Here is a 15160-nt window from a genome sequence, read left to right on the forward strand (position 1 = left end):
CCGCTTGAGAACCTCAGCGCGGCCTGTGTGAGCGGCAGACCCAGCGCCATCACCCAGCGGATAAACGGTCGCTCTCGGGCCAGATTGAACTGATGCCAGATCTGCCGCCCTCTGGCTGCGCTCAGTCCCGGCGTGTTCTCAAGCTGCTGTCGGGTCAGAGCCAGCCAGGAGAAGATATGCTCAAAGCGATGCGCCTGATGCAGGAGCCGCCAGCTCGCTTCGCCCAGACCTGTAATATCCAGCACCGGCTTCGAGCTGAGCCATACCAGCCGGGCGAAAAATTGCGTCTGACAATCGGGTGCAGCATAAAAGCAGGTAAGCGAATTGAAATGTGCGGGCGGCGGCTCGGGTTTGTCGCGCGCCAGGCTACGCCATATCACCCGGTCAATGCGCGGGATACCCTGGCCCGCCAGGCTCACCTGAACCTGATCGCCTGGCGCGATATCGAGCTCTTGCCAGCGGCGGACAGAGCCAAGGTTCACCCGACGCACCGTTTTGTCATCCAGCTGCACCGGCTCAAGCTCCGCCACTACGGCAATCTTGCCGCTGCGCCCGGTAGCAAAGCGGATATGGGTTACCTCGGCAACCTGTTCAGCGGGCGGGTATTTCCAGGCCACGACCCAGTCACCCTCGCCGGGCCGCCAGCGCTTGCCCGTCGGCTCTTTCGCCGCGCGGATCACCACCCCGTCGGTGACAAAGGGCAGCGGGGAGGTGAACCAGCGGGTGCGGATGGTTTCGACTTCATCGGCATTTTTCACCGGCAGGCTAAAACGCGCACTGGTGTTAAACCCGGCTTTGCTCAGCAGCTTTAGGCGCTGCTCCATCGCAGCAGGGCCGTCCGGCCAGGCCCAGATAAAGAGCGCGAGCTCATTAAGTAAGGGGGAGTTCTCCCGCTGCATCATCGCGCCCGCCACCTTTGCGCGGGCGTTGATGCCACCCATCCGTTGCTGAATATGACCATCACGCGCCAGATAGATCTCGCCCTGCAGGACGCTGTTGGCCAGCGGCCCGGTAAGCCGTTCAGGTAGGGAAGGAATAAGACGCACCTTCTCGGTCCACGGCTCCCCCTTGCGACCATCGCCACGGCTGATGGCTTCTGCTAGCCGCCCGTTGCGGTAGACCAGCGTCACCGCCACGCCATCAACCTTAGGCTGTACCCACAGCTCACGGCGGTCGCCCATCCAGCGCCTGAGTGCATACTTGTCCGCCAGCTTGCGCACCCCGGTATGCATCACCGGATGCGGCACCGAACCACGCACAGGTGGTGCTGAGACGTCGGGCAGCGGCTGGGATATAAAGCAACGCTGCCACTGCGCCAGCCGATCGCTGAGGCGATCGTACACCGCATCACTCACCCCGCTGCTTCCCTCTAGCCAGTATGCCGTGTTCCACTGGGCGACCTGCCTCTGGAGCCGGGCGATCTCCAGCTGTGCCCGAAAGGGCGACCAGGACGGACAGGCCGCCGTGCTGTAGCAGCTCCAGATCGTTAAGCCGAGCGCCAATCCTCTACGTTTCCACATATTCTGTCTCCCTTACCTCGACCAGCACGGTATACCGCACGGCGAACCGGCTGACGAATGGCAAAACGGCACGCTGCGAGGCGGCTTCAGCGCTTTTTAAATCGTTGCTGCAAACGAGAGGTGAATCAGGAAGAGAGTGCGCAAAATGCAATAATCTCGTGCGAAAATGTGACAAAAACTACGTTAAAGGGTGCCGACGTGTATAATAGGCACGTATGTAGACATTTCCGTTCGTTCATTACATATAAAGATACTCATGGCTCAAGGCACGCTCTATATCGTTTCCGCCCCTAGCGGCGCGGGCAAATCAAGCCTGATTCAGGCTTTGTTAAAGACCCAACCGTTGTACGACACCCAGGTTTCTGTTTCACATACCACGCGCGCGCCGCGTCCCGGTGAAGTGCACGGTGAACACTACTTCTTTGTGAATCATGACGAATTCAAGACCATGATTGACAACGATGCGTTCCTTGAGCATGCGGAAGTGTTTGGCAACTACTACGGTACGTCCCTGGCCGCCATTGAGCAGGTGCTCTCTACGGGCGTAGACGTCTTCCTCGATATCGACTGGCAGGGCGCGCAGCAGATCCGCGCAAAAATGCCCCAGGCGCGCAGTATCTTTGTATTGCCGCCGTCAAAGCTGGAGCTGGATCGCCGCCTGCGCGGTCGTGGCCAGGATAGCGAAGAGGTGATTGCCAAGCGTATGGCCCAGGCAGTTGCAGAAATGAGCCATTACGCCGAATATGATTATCTGGTTGTGAACGATGATTTTGATACCGCTATCAGCGATATGAAGACCATCATCCGTGCTGAACGTCTGCGCATGGGCCGCCAAATGCAGCGACATGACGCTTTAATCAGCAAACTATTGGCAGATTGAACCGGGTTTCAGTATCATGCCCAGTCATTTCTTCATCTGTGGAGCACTTTAAGTATGGCACGCGTAACTGTTCAGGACGCTGTAGAGAAAATTGGTAACCGTTTTGACCTGGTACTGGTGGCCGCGCGTCGCGCTCGTCAGATGCAGGTTGGCGGTAAAGATCCGCTGGTAGCGGAAGAGAACGATAAAACTACCGTTATCGCGCTGCGCGAAATCGAAGAAGGTCTGATTACCAATCAGATCCTCGACGTACGTGAGCGCCAGGAGCAGCAAGAGCAGGAAGCCGCTGAGTTACAGGCCGTCACCGCTATTGCTGAAGGTCGTCGTTAATAACGCTGCAGGTCACCCTTGTATCTGTTTGAAAGCCTGAATCAACTGATTCGCACCTACCTGCCGGAAGACCAGATCAAACGTCTCCAGCAGGCGTATCTCGTTGCACGTGACGCTCACGAGGGCCAAACACGTTCAAGCGGTGAACCCTACATTACGCACCCGGTAGCGGTAGCCTGTATTCTGGCCGAGATGAAACTCGACCACGAAACGCTGATGGCTGCGCTGCTGCATGACGTAATTGAAGATACCCCCGCCACCTACCAGGACATGGAGCAGCTGTTTGGCAAAACCGTGGCCGAGCTGGTGGAAGGGGTCTCAAAGCTTGATAAGCTGAATTTCCGCGATAAGAAAGAGGCCCAGGCCGAAAACTTTCGCAAGATGATCATGGCGATGGTGCAGGATATCCGCGTCATTCTCATCAAGCTTGCTGACCGCACCCACAACATGCGCACCCTGGGCTCACTACGCCCGGACAAGCGTCGCCGCATCGCCCGTGAAACCCTCGAAATCTACAGTCCGCTGGCGCACCGCTTAGGTATCCACCACATTAAAACCGAGCTGGAAGAGCTGGGCTTTGAAGCGCTGCACCCGAACCGCTACCGCGTGATTAAAGAAGTCGTCAAGGCCGCGCGCGGCAACCGTAAAGAGATGATTCAAAAGATCCTCTCGGAGATCGAAGGGCGTTTGCAGGAGGCGGGTATCCCCTGCCGCGTGAGCGGTCGCGAGAAGCATCTCTACTCCATCTACTGCAAGATGGTGCTGAAAGAGCAGCGTTTTCACTCGATCATGGACATCTATGCGTTCCGGGTGATTGTTGAGGATCTCGACACCTGCTATCGCGTGCTGGGTCAGATGCACAGCCTCTACAAGCCGCGTCCAGGACGCATGAAGGACTATATCGCCATTCCGAAAGCGAACGGCTATCAGTCTCTGCACACCTCCATGATTGGCCCGCACGGCGTGCCGGTTGAGGTGCAGATCCGGACTGAAGATATGGACCAGATGGCGGAGATGGGGGTTGCAGCACACTGGGCTTATAAAGAGCACGGCGAGAGCAGCACTACCGCACAGATCCGCGCCCAGCGCTGGATGCAGAGCCTGCTTGAGCTCCAGCAGAGCGCAGGCAGCTCCTTTGAATTTATCGAAAGCGTTAAATCCGATCTCTTCCCGGATGAGATTTACGTTTTCACACCGGAAGGGCGCATCGTTGAGCTGCCTGCCGGTGCGACGCCGGTCGACTTCGCCTATGCGGTGCATACCGATATCGGTCACGCCTGCGTGGGCGCACGCGTCGATCGGCAGCCTTACCCGCTGTCACAGCCGTTGGCGAGTGGGCAGACGGTAGAGATTATTACCGCACCGGGCGCACGCCCCAACGCTGCCTGGCTTAACTTTGTCGTGAGCTCGAAAGCGCGCGCCAAAATCCGCCAGATGCTGAAAAACCTCAAGCGCGATGACTCGGTAAGCCTGGGCCGTCGTCTGCTGAATCACGCCCTCGGCGGTAGCCGCAAGCTGGCGGAGATCCCGTCTGAGAATATCCAGCGCGAGCTGGTGCGCATGAAGCTTGTCTCCCTTGACGATCTGCTGGCGGAAATCGGCCTCGGTAACGCCATGAGCGTGGTGGTAGCGAAAAATCTACAGCAGGGCGAAGCCTCCGCTGTGTCTACCACACCGAGCCATGGTCATCTGCCGATTAAGGGCGCAGACGGGGTGCTGATCACCTTTGCGAAATGCTGCCGTCCGATCCCCGGCGACCCTATTATTGCGCACGTCAGCCCTGGTAAAGGGCTGGTGATCCACCATGAGTCCTGCCGTAACATCCGTGGCTACCAGAAAGAGCCCGAGAAGTTTATGGCGGTCGAGTGGGATAAAGAGACGGCGCAGGAGTTTATCACCGAGATCAAGGTGGATATGTTCAACCATCAGGGCGCCCTGGCAAACCTGACGGCGGCAATCAACACCGCCTCTTCCAATATTCAAAGCCTGAATACGGAAGAGAAAGATGGTCGCGTCTATAGCGCCTTTATCCGCCTGACCTGCCGCGATCGTGTGCACCTGGCGAATATCATGCGCAAAATCCGCGTGCTGCCGGACGTGATCAAGGTCACCCGTAACCGAAACTAGCCCTATGACTCTGAAACGTTATGCGCGTATACGTGAGATGCTTGCCAGGCGCCAGCCTGATCTCACCGTCTGCATGGAGCAGGTCCATAAGCCGCATAACGTTTCGGCAATCATTCGCACCGCCGATGCCGTCGGCGTGCATGAAGTCCACGCCGTCTGGCCGGAAAACCGGATGCGCATCATGGCCTCCTCCGCTGCGGGAAGTAACAGCTGGGTACAGGTTAAAACGCACCGCACCATTGCCGATGCCGTCGGGCATCTGAAAGGTCAGGGGATGCAGGTGCTGGCTACCCATCTCTCTGAAAAATCCGTAGATTTCCGTGATATCGACTATACCCGCCCCACCTGTATTCTGATGGGACAGGAGAAGACCGGTATCACCCAAGAGGCGCTGGACCTGGCGGACCAGGACATCATCATTCCGATGATCGGTATGGTGCAGTCGCTTAACGTTTCGGTCGCCTCAGCGCTGATCCTCTATGAGGCACAGCGCCAGCGGCAGAACGCCGGAATGTACGCTCGCGATACCAGCACCATAGATGATGACGACCAGCATCGACTGCTGTTTGAAGGCAGTTACCCGGTGCTGGCCCGTGTAGCGAAGCAGAAAGGGCTGCCCTATCCCGACCTTAACGCGCAGGGCGAAATCGAAGCCGACGCCGCGTGGTGGTCCACCATGCAGGCAAGCAGGTAAGATTATGCAAGGCAAACTGCTCGATGCTGTTCCGCTCAGCTCTTTAACCGGCGTTGGCGCGGCGCAAAGCAGCAAGCTGGCCAAAATCGGCTTAGTGAACGTGCAGGATCTACTCCTGCATCTGCCGCTGCGCTATGAAGATCGCACCCATCTCTATCCTATCGCTGACCTGCTACCGGGTGTTTATGCCACGGTCGAAGGTGAAGTGCTTAATAGCAACGTGACCTTCGGCGGGCGTCGGATGATGACCTGCCAGATCAGCGACGGCAGCGGCATCCTGACCATGCGCTTCTTCAACTTCAACGCGGCGATGAAAAATAGTCTCTCGCCAGGCCGCCGTGTGCTGGCCTACGGCGAGGCGAAGCGTGGCAAGTACGGCGCGGAGATGATCCACCCCGAGTACCGCATTCAGGGCGATCTCAGCACCCCGGAGATGCAGGAGACCCTCACCCCGGTCTACCCGACCACCGAAGGTATCAAGCAGGGAACGCTGCGTAAGCTGACCGATCAGGCACTGGATCTGCTCGACACCTGCGCTATCACGGAGCTGCTTCCGCCTGAGCTGGCGCAGGGGATGATGAGCCTGCCGGAGGCGCTGCGCACGCTGCATCGTCCGCCGCCGACCTTACAGCTGGACGACTTAGAGCTTGGCCAGCATCCTGCCCAGCGCCGCCTGATCCTTGAAGAGCTGCTGGCGCATAACCTCAGCATGCTGGCACTGCGCGCCGGGGCGCAGCGGTTCCACGCTCTGTCACTGAAGGCCAACGATACGTTAAAAAATCAGCTGCTGGCGGCCCTGCCGTTTAAGCCTACCGCCGCCCAGGCGCGGGTTACAGCAGAGATCGAGCGCGATATGGCGCTGGATATTCCGATGATGCGCCTGGTGCAGGGTGATGTTGGCTCGGGCAAAACGCTGGTGGCCGCGCTGGCCGCGCTGCGCGCCATTGCCAACGGCAAGCAGGTGGGGCTGATGGCACCCACCGAACTGTTGGCCGAGCAGCACGCCAACAACTTCCGCAGTTGGTTTGAGCCACTGGGTATTCAGGTAGGCTGGCTGGCGGGCAAGCAGAAGGGTAAGGCTCGTCTTGCGCAGCAGGAGGCAATTGCCAGCGGCCAGGTGCAGATGGTGGTCGGCACGCACGCCATTTTCCAGGAGCAGGTGCAGTTTAACGGTCTGGCACTGGTGATCATCGATGAGCAGCACCGCTTTGGCGTCCACCAGCGGCTGGCGCTGCGGGAGAAGGGTCAGCAGCAGGGCTTTCATCCGCACCAGCTGATCATGACCGCCACCCCAATTCCCCGCACTCTGGCGATGACCGCCTATGCCGATCTCGACACCTCGGTGATCGACGAGCTGCCGCCGGGGCGTACTCCGGTTACCACCGTGGCAATTGCTGATACGCGGCGTGGCGAGATTATCGAGCGCGTGCGCCATGCCTGTACCAACGAAGGTCGCCAGGCCTATTGGGTCTGTACCCTGATTGAAGAGTCCGATCTGCTGGAGGCGCAGGCCGCTGAAGCCACATGGGAGGAGCTGAAGCTGGCCCTGCCAGAGCTGAATGTTGGCCTGGTCCATGGCCGCATGAAGCCCGCCGAGAAGCAGGCGGTAATGCAGGCCTTCAAGCAGGGCGAGCTGCATCTGCTGGTGGCGACCACGGTAATTGAAGTAGGCGTAGACGTCCCGAATGCCAGCCTGATGATCATCGAGAACCCGGAGCGTCTGGGTCTTGCGCAACTCCATCAGCTGCGGGGCCGCGTTGGCCGTGGTGCGGTTGCCTCCCACTGCGTGCTGCTTTACAAATCCCCGCTCTCGAAAACGGCGCAGATGCGTTTGCAGGTCCTGCGCGACAGCAACGACGGCTTTGTGATTGCGCAAAAAGATCTGGAGATCCGCGGCCCCGGCGAGCTGCTGGGAACCCGCCAAACCGGTAATGCCGAGTTTAAGGTCGCCGACCTGCTCCGTGACCGGGCGATGATCCCCGAAGTACAGCGTCTCGCCCGGCATATTCACGAACGCTACCCGGAGCAGGCCGCAGCGCTGATCGAGCGCTGGATGCCGGAAACCGAGCGTTATTCCAACGCCTGATAATACCTCTCAGAAACACCTTGTAAAATTTATAAATGCAATCGTTTGCTTTTCGGGGTCGCTCAGCTAAAATGCCCGCTTTTCCACCGTGGAATTGCCTGAGATGTCCGTTAACACCGTCGAGTCTGAAAATGCGCAACCGGTTGCGCAGCCACACAACAGCGAACTGATCTACCGTCTGGAAGACCGTCCGCCGCTGGCGCAAACCCTTTTTGCCGCCTGCCAGCACCTGCTGGCGATGTTTGTTGCGGTCATCACTCCGGCACTGCTGATCTGCCAGGCACTCGGCCTGCCTGCCCAGGATACGCAGCACATTATCAGCATGTCGCTGTTCGCCTCTGGCGTCGCCTCGATTATCCAGATTAAAGCCTGGGGTCCGGTGGGTTCAGGTCTGCTCTCCATTCAGGGCACCAGCTTTAACTTTGTTGCCCCGCTGATCATGGGCGGCACGGCGCTGAAAACCGGCGGCGCGGACGTCCCAACGATGATGGCGGCGCTGTTCGGCACCCTGATGCTGGCGAGCTGCACCGAGATGGTCATCTCCCGCGTGCTGCACCTGGCTCGCCGGGTGATCACCCCGCTGGTCTCCGGCGTGGTAGTGATGATTATCGGCCTGTCGCTGATTCAGGTTGGCCTGACCTCCATCGGCGGTGGCTACGGTGCGATGGCGGATCATACCTTCGGCGCACCAAAAAACCTGCTGCTGGCAGGCGTGGTACTGGCAGTGATCATCCTGCTGAACCGCCAGCGTAATCCCTACCTGCGCGTGGCCTCGCTGGTGATCGCCATGGCGGTAGGCTACCTGCTGGCCTGGTGGATGGGCATGCTGCCGCAAAACAGCGCCCCGACCAGCAGCGACCTGATCATGATCCCGACCCCGCTCTACTACGGTCTGGGCATCGACTGGAGCCTGCTCCTGCCGCTGATGCTGGTATTTATGATCACCTCCCTCGAAACCATCGGCGATATCACCGCAACCTCCGACGTCTCGGAGCAGCCGGTCTCCGGTCCGCTCTATATGAAGCGCCTGAAGGGCGGCGTGCTGGCTAACGGCCTGAACTCCTTTGTATCAGCGGTGTTCAACACCTTCCCGAACTCCTGCTTCGGCCAGAACAACGGCGTTATCCAGCTGACCGGCGTCGCCAGCCGCTACGTCGGTTTTATCGTGGCGCTGATGCTGATCGTGCTCGGCCTGTTCCCGGCGGTAAGCGGCTTCGTTCAGCACATTCCTGAGCCGGTGCTCGGTGGCGCGACGCTGGTGATGTTCGGCACTATCGCTGCCTCCGGGGTGCGTATCGTCTCCCGCGAGCCGCTGAACCGCCGTGCGATTATGATTATCGCCCTGTCGCTGGCCGTTGGCCTCGGCGTCTCCCAGCAGCCGCTGATCCTGCAGTTTGCGCCGGACTGGCTGAAAAACCTGCTCTCCTCCGGCATCGCCGCTGGCGGTATTACCGCTATCGTGCTCAACCTCGTCTTCCCGCCTGAGAAGAACTAACGCCCCTTGCGGCAGCGGTATTCACCCGCTGTCGCCGTAACACTGTCTCACCATTCCCTCCTTGAGCATTGCGCACAAATCGTGCATAAACTCCTTGTATGCTCATCGGGAAGGAAGACCATGAAACTGATTGGAAAAATGCTGCTCTACATCGCGATCGCCCTGCTGCTGGCGATTGTGGCCTGCTATTTTCTGGTTCAGACGCGCTGGGGTGCAACACAGGTTGGCAAGTGGGTCAGCAGCAACACCGACTATCACCTCGCCTTTGACGCCGCCGATCACCGTTTCTCCTCGCCTTCCCATCTGCTGCTTACGAACGTCAAATTTGGCCGCAAAGACCAGCCCGCGACGCTGGAAGCGAAGCGCGTAGACATTGGCTTCAGCAGCCGTCAGTTCACCGATCCGCTGCACGCGGACACTATTTTGCTTCAGGATGGAACGCTCAACCTCTCCCCCGCCACCGCGCCGCTGCCGCTCAAGGCCGACCGACTGCTGCTGAGCGATATGGCCTTCAACAGCCCGGCTACCGGCTGGGATCTTAGCGCCCAGCGGGTAACCGGCGGTATCACGCCCTGGGAGCCGATAGCGGGCAACGTGATGGGCAGCAAAGCGCAGATCCAGTTCAGCGCTGGCTCGATGACGCTGAACGGCGTTCCCGTCAGCAACGTGCTGATTCAGGGCAGTATTGATAATAGCGACGTGACCCTGAGCACCATCGGCGCGGATATGGCGCGCGGATCGCTCACCGGCACGGCCCGCCGCACCGCCGACGGGGGCTGGATTGTCGATAACTTGCGCCTGAACGACATTCGTTTGCAGAGCGATAAATCCCTAGCCGAGTTCTTCGCCCCGCTGACTACCCTGCCCTCATTGCAAATAGGCCGCCTCGAAGTAACCGATGCCCGCCTGCAGGGGCCGGACTGGGCGGTGACCGATCTCGACCTCAGCGCTCGTAGCCTGACCCTGACGAAAGGCGACTGGCAGAGCGAGGATGGCCGACTCTCGATGAACGCCAGCGAATTTATCTTTGGCTCACTGCACCTCTCCGATCCGATTTTTAACGCCGAATTCTCTCCGCAGGGCATGGCGCTGCGCCAGTTTACCTCCCGCTGGGAGGGTGGCATGGTGCGTACCTCGGGCAACTGGCTGCGGAACGGTAAAGCGCTGGTGCTGGACGACACGGCGCTGGCGGGTCTGGAATATACCCTGCCAGCTAACTGGAAACAGCTGTGGATGGAGCAGCTTCCCGGCTGGCTGAACAGCGTGACGCTGAAAAGGTTTAGCGCCAGCCGTAACCTGGTGATCGACATCGATCCTGCGTTTCCGTGGCAGATCACCGCCCTGGATGGCTATGGTGCGAACCTGCAGCTGGCGCGGGATCGCCAGTGGGGCGTGTGGGGCGGCAGCGCCAAGCTCAACGCCGCCGCCGCGACCTTTAACCGCGTCGACGTTCGTCGCCCCTCGCTGGCGCTGGCCGCCGACCGCAGCACGATCAACATCAGCGAACTGAGCGCCTTCACCGGCCAGGGTCTGCTGGAAGGGACCGCGACCGTCTCGCAGGGGCCAGAGCGGCAGGTGAACGTTAACCTCAACGGGCGCGGCATTCCGCTCAGTATTTTGCAGCAGTGGGGCTGGCCTGCGCTACCCCTCTCCGGCGGCGGTAATATCCAGCTCACCGCCACCGGCAGGGTTAGCGCCGAGGCACCGTTGAAGCCGACCGTGAACGGCGAGCTGAAAGCGATCGACGTGATGAAGCAGCAGCTCACTCAGACGATGCGCAACGGCGAAATCGTGCAGTAACTATACGTGCAGTAACTACAGCTCGATGGTGAGCGTATTACTTTCGGCGCTCACCACCACGCCCCACTCGCTGCCAGCGGATGTGCCGCCTGTCACGTCGCCAATCTTCTGCACGTTGCGCAGGCAAAGCGTCCAGCGCTGCGCCTCGCCGGAGCTCACTACGCGCAGCGTATTGCCTTCACGCTTCACCTCCAGGGTAGACATCACCGCGCCGTCGTCATCCGGCACCTCACAGATGGCCTCGTACCCTTCTTCAAGAGCAAAGAGCTGGAAGGCGGTTCCCTCATGCCACGCATAGTCAGGCCGCTGGTCGTTACTTCCCAACGCCAGCAGCGTGTTGTTGCGCACATAGACCGGCAGGCTCATAAAGTCGTGCTGCTGTTTGTACCAGCGGCTGCCCTGTAGCTCATCGTTGCGCCACAGATGCGTCCAGCGCCCTTCCGGCAGATAGAACTGCACGTCGCCCGCCTCAGAGAAGACCGGCGCGACCAGCACGGCATCGCCGAGCATATACTGACGGTCGAGGTAGTCGCAGGCGGGATCGTCCGGGAACTCTAGCATCATTGCCCGAAGCATCGGTGTACCCTGCTCACGGGCCTGCGTTGCCTGACGGTAGAGGTAGGGCATCATCCGGCACTTCAGTTGGGTAAAGTGGCGCACCACGTCACAGGACTCTTCGTCATAGGCCCAGGGTACACGATAGGATTTGCTGCCGTGCAGGCGGCTGTGGCTGGAGAGCAGCCCGAATGCGCACCAGCGTTTATAGACATGCGCCGGAGCGGTATTCTCAAAGCCGCCGATATCGTGGCTCCAGAAGCCAAATCCGGAGAGACCAATCGACAGCCCGCCGCGCAGGCTCTCCGCCATCGACTCGTAGTTGGCGTAACAGTCGCCGCCCCAGTGAACCGGGAACTGCTGTGCACCCACCGAGGCCGAGCGGGCAAACAGCACCGCCTCGCGTTCACCCACCGTCTCTTTCAGTACGTTCCACACCAGCTCGTTGTAGATATAGGCATAGTGGTTGTGCATCTTCTGCGGATCGGATCCGTCGAACCATTGAACATCAGTAGGGATGCGCTCGCCAAAGTCGGTCTTAAAGCAGTCAACGCCGATCGCCACCAGCTTCTTCAGCTCGTCGGCGTACCAGCGGCAGGCTTCGGGATTGGTAAAGTCATAGATGGCCAGCCCCGGCTGCCACTTGTCCCACTGCCAGAGCGAGCCGTCCGGGCGTTTGAGCAGGTAGCCTTTTTCCTTAAGCTCCTTAAAGCGCGGCGACTTCTGGCCGATGTAGGGGTTGATCCAGACGCAGATTTTCAGCCCCTTCGCCTTCAGGCGGCGGATCATCCCCTCTGGATCCGGGAAGGTCACCGGGTCCCACTCAAAATCGCACCACTGGAAGGCTTTCATCCAGAAGCAGTCAAAATGGAAGACGTGCAGAGGCAAATTGCGCTCGGCCATGCCATCGATAAAGCTGTTTACCGTGGCCTCGTCGTAGTTGGTAGTAAACGAGGTGGTGAGCCAGAGGCCAAACGACCACGCGGGCGGCAGTGCCGGGCGACCGGTGAGCTGCGTATAGCGGTTCAGAACATCCTTCGGCGTCGGGCCGTCGATTACGAAGTACTCAAGATGCTCGCCCTCAACGCTGAACTGCACCTTCGATACCTTCTCCGATCCCACCTCAAAGGAGACGCACTCGGGATGGTTCACCAGCACACCGTAGCCGCGATTGGTGAGGTAGAAAGGAATATTCTTGTACGCCTGCTCGGTGCTGGTGCCGCCGTCGCGGTTCCAGGTCTCCACCGTCTGGCCATTGCGCACCAGGGCGGTAAAGCGCTCGCCCAGACCGTAGACCGCTTCCCCGACGCCGAGATCCAGCCGCTCGAACAGGTAATTTTTTCCATGATGCGCATCCTGCACGTAGCCGCTGTTCTTCAGCTGGCTGCCAGTGATCCGCACGCCGCTGCGCAGAAAATCCAGCGACCAGGTTTCACCTTTGGTTACCCGCGCAGTGAGATTGCCAGAGGTCAGGGATGCGAACGCCTCGTCGTTTTGCAGTTCAACCTCCACGTCTGACTGTAGGTTCAGCGGGTGGTGCGGGCCGTTATCCAACGCACCCTGGAAGTGCTCCATCCGTACACCGATCACGCCCTCCTGCGGGGAGAAGAGGCGCAGGGTAAAGAGGGGCGTATCCAGCTGCCACGTCCGCTCGCGCACGTCACGCGGGGCGGCGTGGATCAGCAGCTCGCTGCCCTGCTGCTCCACGTCAAAGACCTGCACCGGAGAGATGACGTTAAGTCCGGGTTGAATAAGCCAGTTTCCATCACTGATTTTCATGCTCTGTTCCTTTTAATGCGTTAATTCTTTGCCGATCGATTCCTGATCAAACGCCTGCTGATTGCGGCGCGCACCCACGGCGAGCTGCTGCATCATGGCGGTGAGGAATGGGGTCTTAAGGGTGTAGAAGCGTTTGGCAATAATGGCGCTCAGCAGATAGCAGACCGCCGGCACGAGGGTAAAGAGGGCAATGATGATAGTGATGGTGGTGCCATTCTGCGCTTTTGCCGCCGCATCGTAGCCGCCGCCCGCCAGCGCCCAGCCGATCACCGCCCCGCCAAGAGCCAGGCCCAGCTTCAGCACGAACAGCGTGCCGGCGAAGCTGATCCCGGTCAGGCGTTTACCGTTGCACCACTCGCCGTAGTCGACGGTGTCGGACATCATGACCCACTGGATCGGCGTCACCAGCTGGTGCAGGACGCCAATCACGAAGATAAACCCAAACATAAGCAGGCTGGCGCTCATCGGGACGAAGAACATCGCCACGCTCAGCACCGCCAGCGCCGCATTGGTCCACCAGAAGACGCTGACCTTGCACTTCCAGTCGGTGAGCGGTTTCGCCAGCGCGCTGCCGATCAGGTTGCCGACGCAGTAGGTGGTGAGGAAGGCGACGAACACCTCCGGCTGGCCGAGGATCCAGGTGACGTAGTACATCATCGCCCCGCCGCGCACGCAGACCGCGAGGATGTTTAGCAGCGTCAGGAAGCCCACGATGCGCCACTGGTCGTTGTTCCAGATATCACGCAGGTCTTCCCGCATCGGCGTGGTGCTCGGTGGCACCTGGATACGCTCGCGGGTGGTAAAGAAGCAGAAGGCGAGCATCAGGAACGCCACCACCGAGAGCACCGCGATGCCGCCCTGGAAGCCCAGCGCTTTATTCTCGCCGCCGATGAGATGTACCAGCGGCATCATCAGCACTGTGGAGAGCATGCCGCCTGCCGTCGCCAGCACGAAGCGCCAGGACTGGAGCGAGATGCGTTGGGTCGGGTCATTGGTGATCACGCCGCCGAGGGCGCAGTAAGGAATATTGACTATGGTGTAGAGCAGCGTGAGGAGCGTATAGGTCACGGCGGCGTAGATCAGCTTGCCGTTGTGGCTGAGGTCCGGCGTGGTGTAGGCCAGCACGCAGACGATACCGAAGGGGATAGCGCCAAACAAAATCCACGGGCGGAACTTGCCCCAGCGGCTGCGGGTACGGTCAGCGATGAGGCCCATGCAGGGGTCGGAGATGGCGTCCAGCGCGCGGGCCAGCAGGAACATGGTGCCAACAAAGCCAGCAGGGATACCAAAGATGTCGGTGTAGAAAAACATCATGTACAACATGACGTTATCAAAGATGATATGGCTGGCGGCATCGCCCATGCCGTACCCTATCTTCTCCTTTACAGAAATAACCTGACTGTTCATTTTTCTTATCCTTCAGTAACAAAGCGTTCTGAGACCGGTTGACGTCGTTGTAAACCATCCCTCCTGGCGCGGGTATTCCGTTTTCTGGTTATCAAATTACGATTCTTGTTTTCTGTGATCGCGGTAGGCTAAATTGGCGGATTTGATTGTAACTTGCGGAAATTATGGGGTTTTAACTAAAACGGCGGGTGGCAACGAAACGGGATAGTGAAAAAAGCGCTAATAGATGTGTGTAAAGGCAGGAAAGTAGCTATAATGCGCCCGCCTCCATGTAGCAATGCAGGCGCGGAAGATCGTCGTCTCCGGTGAGGCGGCTGGACTTCAAATCCAGTTGGGACCGCCAGCGGCCCCGGGCAGGTTCGACTCCTGTGATCTTCCGCCAGTTTGCTTCTTTTGAACTGCACTCTTCCAAGTAAAATCTCCTGCAATATCTGCACTTACTATCAATTACATTCTCTGACAGTAGACCTTGTTATCAGATCGGATA

At 59.3% G+C, this 15160-nt stretch carries 10 protein-coding genes and 1 tRNA gene; 8 read left to right on the plus strand and 3 right to left on the minus strand.

Annotated features, from left to right (window positions below):
- A partial coding sequence (gene ligB, locus FN633_RS04585; protein ID WP_154058829.1) for an NAD-dependent DNA ligase LigB occupies positions 1-1520 on the minus strand: 1520 nt, incomplete at its 3' end.
- 256 nt (positions 1521-1776) lie between these two features.
- Here ligB and gmk point away from each other — a divergent pair.
- The 7 genes from gmk to FN633_RS04620 all read left to right on the plus strand — a co-directional run bounded on the left by gmk (position 1777) and on the right by FN633_RS04620 (position 10932).
- Complete coding sequence (gene gmk / locus FN633_RS04590) at positions 1777-2400, plus strand: guanylate kinase (protein WP_154056896.1); 624 nt, start codon at positions 1777-1779, stop codon at positions 2398-2400.
- 54 nt (positions 2401-2454) lie between these two features.
- Entirely contained in the window at positions 2455-2730 is a 276-nt protein-coding gene (gene rpoZ, locus FN633_RS04595; protein ID WP_144818380.1) for a DNA-directed RNA polymerase subunit omega, read from the plus strand.
- Between the two features lie 18 nt (positions 2731-2748).
- On the plus strand, positions 2749-4857 hold the full coding sequence (gene spoT / locus FN633_RS04600; RefSeq protein WP_042393373.1) for a bifunctional GTP diphosphokinase/guanosine-3',5'-bis pyrophosphate 3'-pyrophosphohydrolase: 2109 nt from the start codon (positions 2749-2751) through the stop codon (positions 4855-4857).
- 4 nt (positions 4858-4861) lie between these two features.
- On the plus strand, positions 4862-5551 hold the full coding sequence (gene trmH, locus FN633_RS04605) for a tRNA (guanosine(18)-2'-O)-methyltransferase TrmH (RefSeq protein WP_154056897.1): 690 nt from the start codon (positions 4862-4864) through the stop codon (positions 5549-5551).
- 4 nt (positions 5552-5555) lie between these two features.
- A complete protein-coding gene (recG, locus tag FN633_RS04610) occupies positions 5556-7637 on the plus strand; it encodes an ATP-dependent DNA helicase RecG (RefSeq protein WP_154056898.1) in 2082 nt (693 codons plus the stop codon).
- Between the two features lie 103 nt (positions 7638-7740).
- On the plus strand, positions 7741-9132 hold the full coding sequence (xanP, locus tag FN633_RS04615; RefSeq protein WP_042393379.1) for a xanthine/proton symporter XanP: 1392 nt from the start codon (positions 7741-7743) through the stop codon (positions 9130-9132).
- A 120-nt stretch (positions 9133-9252) separates the two neighbouring features.
- The gene (locus tag FN633_RS04620; protein WP_154056899.1) at positions 9253-10932 is read left to right on the plus strand and encodes an AsmA family protein; all 1680 of its coding nucleotides are present in this window, start codon (positions 9253-9255) and stop codon (positions 10930-10932) included.
- 15 nt (positions 10933-10947) lie between these two features.
- On the opposite strand, the gene yicI is transcribed toward FN633_RS04620, so the two are convergent.
- Both yicI and FN633_RS04630 read right to left on the minus strand, forming a co-directional pair.
- Positions 10948-13266: an alpha-xylosidase gene (gene yicI, locus FN633_RS04625; protein ID WP_154056900.1), complete on the minus strand. Its 2319-nt coding sequence runs from the start codon at positions 13264-13266 to the stop codon at positions 10948-10950.
- Between the two features lie 12 nt (positions 13267-13278).
- On the minus strand, positions 13279-14673 hold the full coding sequence (locus FN633_RS04630) for a glycoside-pentoside-hexuronide family transporter (protein ID WP_154056901.1): 1395 nt from the start codon (positions 14671-14673) through the stop codon (positions 13279-13281).
- 287 nt (positions 14674-14960) lie between these two features.
- On the opposite strand from FN633_RS04630, the gene FN633_RS04635 reads away from it, so the two are divergent.
- Positions 14961-15055 (plus strand) — tRNA-Sec (locus tag FN633_RS04635).
- Positions 15056-15160 lie beyond the last annotated feature (105 nt).

Source organism: Pseudescherichia vulneris (genome assembly GCF_902164725.1).
In the GTDB taxonomy this organism is placed as follows: Bacteria; Pseudomonadota; Gammaproteobacteria; order Enterobacterales; family Enterobacteriaceae; genus Pseudescherichia; species Pseudescherichia vulneris.

Coding starts and splice junctions, on each gene's coding strand:
- gmk (WP_154056896.1), top strand. CDS start 1,777: ATGGCTCAAGGCACGCTCTATATCGTTTCCGCCCCTAGCGGCGCGGGC.
- rpoZ (WP_144818380.1), top strand. CDS start 2,455: ATGGCACGCGTAACTGTTCAGGACGCTGTAGAGAAAATTGGTAACCGT.
- trmH (WP_154056897.1), top strand. CDS start 4,862: ATGACTCTGAAACGTTATGCGCGTATACGTGAGATGCTTGCCAGGCGC.
- recG (WP_154056898.1), top strand. CDS start 5,556: ATGCAAGGCAAACTGCTCGATGCTGTTCCGCTCAGCTCTTTAACCGGC.
- xanP (WP_042393379.1), top strand. CDS start 7,741: ATGTCCGTTAACACCGTCGAGTCTGAAAATGCGCAACCGGTTGCGCAG.
- FN633_RS04620 (WP_154056899.1), top strand. CDS start 9,253: ATGAAACTGATTGGAAAAATGCTGCTCTACATCGCGATCGCCCTGCTG.
- yicI (WP_154056900.1), bottom strand. CDS start 13,266: ATGAAAATCAGTGATGGAAACTGGCTTATTCAACCCGGACTTAACGTC.
- FN633_RS04630 (WP_154056901.1), bottom strand. CDS start 14,673: ATGAACAGTCAGGTTATTTCTGTAAAGGAGAAGATAGGGTACGGCATG.